8 protein-coding genes are annotated in these 6,924 nt (G+C 62.7%); 5 read left to right on the top strand and 3 right to left on the bottom strand.

Annotated elements, in window-relative coordinates:
* Positions 1–55: 55 nt before the first annotated feature.
* From ACFOFO_RS08155 to ACFOFO_RS08135, 5 genes are all read left to right on the top strand, one after another.
* The gene (locus ACFOFO_RS08155) at positions 56–475 is read left to right on the top strand and encodes a YraN family protein (protein ID WP_390321995.1); all 420 of its coding nucleotides are present in this window, start codon (positions 56–58) and stop codon (positions 473–475) included.
* A 419-nt stretch (positions 476–894) separates the two neighbouring features.
* The gene (locus tag ACFOFO_RS08150) at positions 895–1,491 is read left to right on the top strand and encodes a phosphoheptose isomerase (RefSeq protein WP_390321997.1); all 597 of its coding nucleotides are present in this window, start codon (positions 895–897) and stop codon (positions 1,489–1,491) included.
* On the top strand, positions 1,484–2,140 hold the full coding sequence (locus ACFOFO_RS08145) for a BON domain-containing protein (RefSeq protein WP_390321998.1): 657 nt from the start codon (positions 1,484–1,486) through the stop codon (positions 2,138–2,140). The genes ACFOFO_RS08150 and ACFOFO_RS08145 overlap by 8 nt, the downstream gene beginning before the upstream one ends.
* A gap of 16 nt (positions 2,141–2,156) precedes the next feature.
* Complete coding sequence (locus ACFOFO_RS08140; RefSeq protein ID WP_390321999.1) at positions 2,157–2,645, top strand: DsrE family protein; 489 nt, start codon at positions 2,157–2,159, stop codon at positions 2,643–2,645.
* 122 nt (positions 2,646–2,767) lie between these two features.
* Positions 2,768–3,298, top strand: coding sequence for a TlpA disulfide reductase family protein (locus ACFOFO_RS08135; protein ID WP_390322000.1), 531 nt, complete (start codon positions 2,768–2,770; stop codon positions 3,296–3,298).
* Between the two features lie 108 nt (positions 3,299–3,406).
* On the opposite strand, the gene ACFOFO_RS08130 is transcribed toward ACFOFO_RS08135, so the two are convergent.
* The 3 genes from ACFOFO_RS08130 to ACFOFO_RS08120 form a co-directional block, all read right to left on the bottom strand.
* A complete protein-coding gene (locus tag ACFOFO_RS08130; protein ID WP_390322001.1) occupies positions 3,407–4,468 on the bottom strand; it encodes an AbrB family transcriptional regulator in 1,062 nt (353 codons plus the stop codon).
* A gap of 191 nt (positions 4,469–4,659) precedes the next feature.
* A complete protein-coding gene (locus ACFOFO_RS08125) occupies positions 4,660–5,739 on the bottom strand; it encodes a porin (protein WP_390322003.1) in 1,080 nt (359 codons plus the stop codon).
* Positions 5,740–5,819: 80 nt separating this feature from the next.
* On the bottom strand, positions 5,820–6,905 hold the full coding sequence (locus tag ACFOFO_RS08120; protein ID WP_390322005.1) for an ABC transporter ATP-binding protein: 1,086 nt from the start codon (positions 6,903–6,905) through the stop codon (positions 5,820–5,822).
* Between the last annotated feature and the right edge of the window lie 19 nt (positions 6,906–6,924).

Genomic DNA, 6,924 nt, shown 5'->3' with positions numbered 1-6,924 from the left:
AGTGATTCGCGCAAACAGCCGGTTAAGCGGCAAACAGAATGCAACACTACACTAGATGGGCTGGCTGGCGCGCCTCGGCAAGATCTCCGGGCAGTCGGTTGCTGCGCCGACCGACAAGCAAATCACCGGCAAGGCCGGCGAAGACGCGGCACTGGCGCATCTGCTGCAACACGGCTTGACCCTGGTCGAGCGCAACTACCGCTGCAAGGGCGGCGAAATCGATCTGATCATGCGGGAGCGTATGCAGGACCGCATGCAGGACCGCGAGGAGCTGGTGTTCGTCGAAGTCAGAAAACGCGCCGACCTGCGGCACGGCGGTGCCGCCGCCAGCGTCACCCCGCGCAAGCAAGCGCGCCTGATCCTCGCCGCCCAGCTATTCTTGCAGCGTTACCGGACACCGCCGGCCTGCCGCTTCGACGTGATTGCGATCGACGGCGATGTGCTCAATTGGATTCGGAATGCGATCGAGGCATAGGGCGCTTCAAGGAGAAAATAATCTGGCATCGACAAGAAATGCGTCGATGCTTTGTGATGCGGTACGCTCCGGGCCATCGCCAGTGTCCGAACCGCCGAATCAACGCATACCTTGTGCACCGTCGTCCCAGCCCTTCCCTTCGACAAGCTCAGGATAAACTGGCCTGTGGCCACGCTGGGACCCAGCGGCGTTCGTTGCTGTCGGACGCCGCACGCAATATGCGTATCGTTTAGATGGTGTCGCAGGCGGTACTGCGAACCTGGGTCACCATGTTTGGCCAACGACACTGGGTCCCAGCGTTCGCTGGGACGACGCATTTACGGTTCCCTCGAAGTTGGTGTTCGTCGGCATTAAATCCGGCGGGTATGAATCCAATGGCCGACGGAATTTCCGCGACCTGCACTATAATCGCCCCCACCATGATGAACCAACGCATACTCGGGCACTTCCACGAAAGTGCCGAACTCAAGATCCAGGCGGCAGCCGTACTGGCGCAGCCAATTGCACAAGCGGTTGAACTTATGTTCACGGCGTTGTCTAACGGAAACAAGATATTGGCCTGCGGCAACGGTGGTTCGGCTGCCGACTGCCAGCATTTTGCGGCCGAACTGGTCGGCCGTTTCGAACGCGAGCGCCTGCCGTTGCCGGCGCTGGCGCTGACTACCGACAGCTCGATCTTGACCGCGGTCGGCAACGACTACAGCTTCCGAGAGATTTTTTCAAAGCAGGTGCAAGCCTTCGGTCAATCGGGCGACGTGCTGCTGGCGATTTCGACCTCGGGCAATTCGGCCAACGTGCTGGCCGCGATCGACGCTGCGCTGGAGCGCGACATGCGGGTGGTGGCACTGACCGGCAAGGGCGGCGGCGCCACGGCCACGCTGATCACCGACGCCGACGTCCATATCTGCGTGCCACATGACCGCACCGTCAGGATTCAGGAAGTGCATTTGTTGACAATACACTGCTTATGCGATGGCATCGATATCGCTCTATTTGGAGGAGATTTACATGATTGATGGTGAAAACTTGAAGCGTAATGTGCGCCGCATGCAACGCCCACTGGCCGCTGCCGTGCTGTGCGGCACGATCGCCGTCAGCTTGCAAGGCTGCATCGGGCTCGCCGTGGGCGGTGCCGTGGCCGGTACCATGGCCGCGACCGACCGCCGGACCTTCGGCGCTCAGACCGAGGACAAGTCGATCATCGTCAAGGGTGAAACGCGCCTGCGCAATGCGCTCGGTGACGGCGCCCACATCAATGTCAACACGTTCAACCGGCGTGTGTTGCTGACCGGCGAAGTGCGCGACGAGCAGATGAAGGCCACGGCCGAGCGTGAAATTGCCGCAATCGAAGGCGTGCAGGGCGTCGTCAACGAGCTCGAAGTCGGTGGCACGTCGAGCTTCACGTCGCGCTCGAACGACACCCTGATTACCGGCAAGGTCAAGGCCAGCTTCGTCGACACGCGCGACATCAACGTCAACAATTACAAGGTCGTCACCGAGCGCGGCATCGTCTACCTGATGGGCCGCGTCGGCCAGCGCGAAGGCGCGATGGCCGGCGAGGTCGCGCGCGGCGTCGGCGGCGTGCAGAAGGTGGTCAAGGTGTTCGAATACATCGGCGACGACGAGGCGCGGCAATCGTCGGCGTCGCCGGCACCGGCTCAATAAGCGGCGAGGCCAGCCAATGCTCCAGCCAATGACGATCGACACTACGGTATCGCGCGGCAGCGCGCGGCGCCAGTTTCTGAAGTACGCCGGCGGCGCGCTGCTGGCGACCGCTTGGCTCGGCCTGGTGGCCGCGCCCGCGTTGGCGGGCGAGCCGATCAAGGTGGTCTACCACCTCGCCGACGGCGTCGACCAGGCTTCGTTCGCGCTGGGCAACCTGCGCAACCAGTTGCGCGGCGAACCGGATACCAAGATCGTGGTGGTGGCGCTCGGCGCCGGCCTGAACTTCCTGCTGCAAGGCGCCAAGGACCGCAACGGCGAGCCGTTCGCGCCGGCCATCAGCGCGCTGGCGGCCCAGGGCGTGGAGTTTCGCGCCTGCAACAACACCATGAAAGCGCGCAACATCACGCCGTCGATGCTGGTGCCGGAAGCCAAGGTGGTGCCGGCCGGCGTGGTCGAGATCGCGCGGCTGCAAGCCAGGGAAGGCTATGTGTATTTCCGGCCATGAGTCGATCGGCCGCGTCACTGCCTGGTCGGCCGCCGGCAGCGTCGACCCGCAGCGGCGCTAGAAAGCGCGCCGGCCGGCTGGCCGCTATAATGGCAGTCTGATTCCGTCGAGGCAATCGCATCATGCAAGCAACCGCTACCCCTTCTTCCAGCAAGCGCAAGTCGATCACGGCCGCGCTGGCCGTGGCCGTGCTGCTGGCGGTGGCCGGTGCCGGCTATCTCGCCGTATCGAGCAAGACGAGAGCGCCCGACGTCACCTTCATCGGCCTCAACGGCGAGAAGATTTCATCGCAGAGCTTGCGCGGCAAGGTCGTGATGGTCAATTTCTGGGCCACGTCCTGCACCACCTGCGTGCACGAGATGCCGCAGATGGTCGAGACCTACAACAAGTACAAGGGCCAGGGGCTGGAATTCGTCGCGGTTGCGATGAGCTACGACCGCGCGGATTATGTACTGAACTACGCCGAAACGCGCAAGCTGCCGTTCAAGGTCGCGCTCGACACCACCGGTGCTCTGGCCAATTCCTTCGGCGACGTGAAGCTGACCCCGACCACCTTCGTGATCGACAAGCAGGGCAACATCCTCAAGCGCTATGTCGGCGAGCCGGAGTTCCCGGCCCTGCATCGATTGCTCGAAAAAGCCTTGGCGACCTGATGCCTGGTGGCTGCCGCGCTTTCGGCGGCCAGCTCCCGCAGTAGCTTCCTGATCCGCCGTGCGGGTTTCATCATTGCCACGAAAATATTGCCGGCGTGATCGCATGATCTATTGCGGTTTCAGACGCCTGCGCAAGCTTTTTCCGAACCGGAACAGCGGCCCGATCACCAGCACCAGCGTCACCATGCGGGTGACGTGGAACGCGGTCACGATCGGCACCCCCAATTGCAGCGTTTTGGCAGTGAGCGACATCTCGGCGATGCCGCCGGGCGAGGTGGCCAGGATCGCGGTCGCCGGATTGATTCCGGACCAGGCCGCCAATCCTAGCGCGAAGCCGGCTGCCAGCAACACCGCGGCCAAGCCGCACAGCGCGACCGCGGCCAGATAGCGCGGTGCGGTATGCAGAAAGGCCGGCGTGAAACGGGTGCCGAGCGCGGTGCCGATCAATAACTGGCCGCCATTGATCATCCATTGCGGCAAGGCCGACAGGTTCACCCCATTGGCGGTCAACGCGACCGTCATGATCAAGGGACCGATGACCCAGGCATTCGGCAGCTGCAGGCGGCGCAGCGCATACGCCACCGCACTGGTGAACATAATCAGCGTCAGCAAGCCCACCACATCGACCTGGCGCACACCCTGCACGTAGGCGTCAAGCCCATGCACGTTCCAGAATTTGAACGCGAACGGCACGATGATCACCACCATCATGATGCGCAGGCTGTGTGCCGCGGCGACCCGGTCGATCTGCGCGCCATGCCGCTCCGCCTGCGTCGCCATCTCGGACGCGCCGCCGACCGCCATCGCGAAAAATGCGGTGGTTTGATCGACGCCGGTCAGCTTGTGCAGCAGCCAGCCGCAGACCATGCCAAGCACTAATGCAAACACGACGGCGACGATGATGAAACCGATATAGGACGCCAACACCTTCAGCACCGTTGGGGTGAAATACAGGCCGAGTGCGGTGCCGATCGCCCATTGCCCGGCTTCCCGCGCCTGTACCGGGCAGCGCAGGTCATGCCCGCTCATCCTTGCCGCCGCGGTCGCCAGCAAAGGTCCGATCATCCACGGCAGCGGAGTCTTGAGCCAGAGGCACAGAGTGGCCGCGAGCAAGCCGAGCAGCAGCGCAGTCGAGAACGGACGGGCAATCGAGCGTAAGGAGTGGAACATGGAATCGACCGCATCGAATCGATCGCATCAGCGGCGTCAGTTCGGCGGCGGTACGGTAAGGTCGGTTGAGAAAAGTGTAATCCTGCTTGCTGGGCAGGGACGATGTTCGGTCTGCCGGCACCTGCGTCACGCGCCACCGGCAGCGACCCGACAGGCGCCGCACAGCGCCTGTCGGAACCACCTGACAATGATCAGAAGCGGTGCTGCATGCCCACCATCACGCCAGTCTGGTTGCTGGCAAAACCACTGACACCGCCGTCGGCCGTGCTGTCACGCGTCAGACCCACCAATTGATTGTGCTTGGCTTTGGCATACGCCGTGGCGGCATACAGGAAGGTGCGCTTCGACAAGGTATATTTTGCCTGCAGCACATACATGATCGGATCGGCATCCGTGCCCGGCGCGACGTTCTTGACGTTCTGGTAGTACACCGCGCCAGTCAGCCCCACGACCGGCGTGGCCTGGTAGGTGACGCCGCCCCAGTACATGTCGGCCCGGACATCGGCCGGTCGCGTGGCCGCGGCGGAAACCAGTTTGTAATTGCGATAGCCACCCCTGATCGTGACATCGTTCGCCACTTTGTAAGCCGCACCGAGGTGGATCGTGGTGGTCTTGTTGCGGTCGCCGGTCGCCGCCACGGTGTTGCCGTTTTGGCGGTCGTAAGTGGTGGCGATGCTGAACGGTCCACTTTCATAACCCAGGCCGAGATTGTATTTCGCACTGTCGGCGGTGCTGCCGGCCTGCTCGCCTAAGCCAACCGACGCGCCGAGCTTGAAGCCGCTGAATTCGCCCTGGTATTTGATGATGTTGTCGAACGCGGTCGGCATGCCGTACTTGCTGACACCGGTGCCGTTGCCGGAGGTGACCCAAGAATATTCAGGGGCATAGCCCATCGGATCAAACGGCAGCATGAAGTCATAGCTGGTGGTGTACGAGCGACCTGCCACCACGCGACCGAAGGCGCCTTCCAGGCCGACATTGGCCTGGCGCTTGAACAACACGCCGTCGGAGATGCCCTGGTCGATAAAGATGCCGCCTTCCAGCTGGTAGACTGCCTTCATGCCATCGCCCAGGTCCTCGCTGCCCTTGAAACCGAAGCGTGAGGTGTTGGTGCCGCCCGAGGTGACACGGGTGAGCGAACCCTGGGTGGCGTTGGCGTGGTTGGTGTACTCGACACCGGCGTCGAGCAAGCCGTACATCGTCACGTTCGACTGAGCCTGGGCGGCCCCGGCGGCGGACAGCACGGCCAGCGTGAGAAGCGATTTCTTCATTCAGTATTCTCCAAAGTTTATAAAAAGTAAGCCTTATGAGTGGGCTTTTAAGTGGACCTTCAAACGCTCCGGGTTGCTGCTCAAAATACCCAGAGTGAATCCTGTGGCAGCTGCAGCCAGTAATCGCCCGGTGCCAGCCGCTGCGCTGCATACGCGCGCAGCCCGACGCTGTCGTGACCGCCGCTGTGGAACAGGCATTCCCAACGGTCGCCCAGATACATGCAGGTCGATAGCGGCAGCCTGATCGCGTTGTCGCTTTGGGTATCGGAGATGCGCACCTGTTCCAGCCGGACGATGCCGATCACGTCGGTGCCGTTGTTGCCACCGCGCGCGAAGCCCTGTACGGTACCGCCCTCGACCTGCAGCGTGACGCGCTGGCCGTCGCGCTGCAGCACCTTGCCGGGCAGTCGATTGTTGCTACCCATGAACTCGGCGGTGAACAGCGTGTCCGGCGTCTGGTACATGCTTTGCGGCGAACCTTGCTGCTCGATCTTGCCGTTGTTGAGCAGCAGGATGCGGTCCGAAATCGCCATCGCCTCGGCCTGGTCGTGCGTCACCATCAGCGCCGACAGACCGAGCCGGACGATCAGTTCGCGCAGGAAGGCGCGCGCTTCTTCGCGCAGCTTGGCGTCCAGATTCGACAGCGGTTCGTCCAGCAGAATCACCGGCGGGTTGTAGACCAGTGCGCGCGCAATCGCGACCCGCTGTTGCTGGCCGCCCGACAACTGATGCGGAAAGCGCTCACCGAGATGACCCAGGCCGAGTTGCCCGAGTACCTTTTTGACGCGCTCGCCGATCTCGCTCTTGTTCATCTTGCGCAGCACCAGGCCGTAGCCGACGTTGTCGGCCACGGTCTTGTGCGGCCATAGCGCATACGACTGAAACACCAGGCCGAGATTGCGTTGTTCGGCCGGCATCTCGAGCGTGCGCGCGCCATTCTGCGTACCCTCAAATACGACCCGCTCGCCGATGTTGATGCGGCCCGCCTTCGGGCTTTCCAGCCCGGCTACCGCACGCAGCAGCGTGGTCTTGCCGCTGCCGGACGGACCCAGCAACGCGACCACTTCGCCGCGCTGCAGCTGCATGGACACGCCTTTCAGAATCGGATTGGCGCTGGCGCCGCTGCCGTAGTCGAGATAGAGATTGTTGACGGTGAGTTCTGACATGATGGTCTTTCGAATTTGT

It is taken from the genome of Pseudundibacterium arcticum (assembly GCF_042646465.1).
GTDB lineage: Bacteria > Pseudomonadota > Gammaproteobacteria > Burkholderiales > Burkholderiaceae_D > Undibacterium_A > Undibacterium_A arcticum.
Note: the sequence above shows the minus strand (reverse complement) of the source record. Positions and strands in the feature narration are given on the sequence as shown.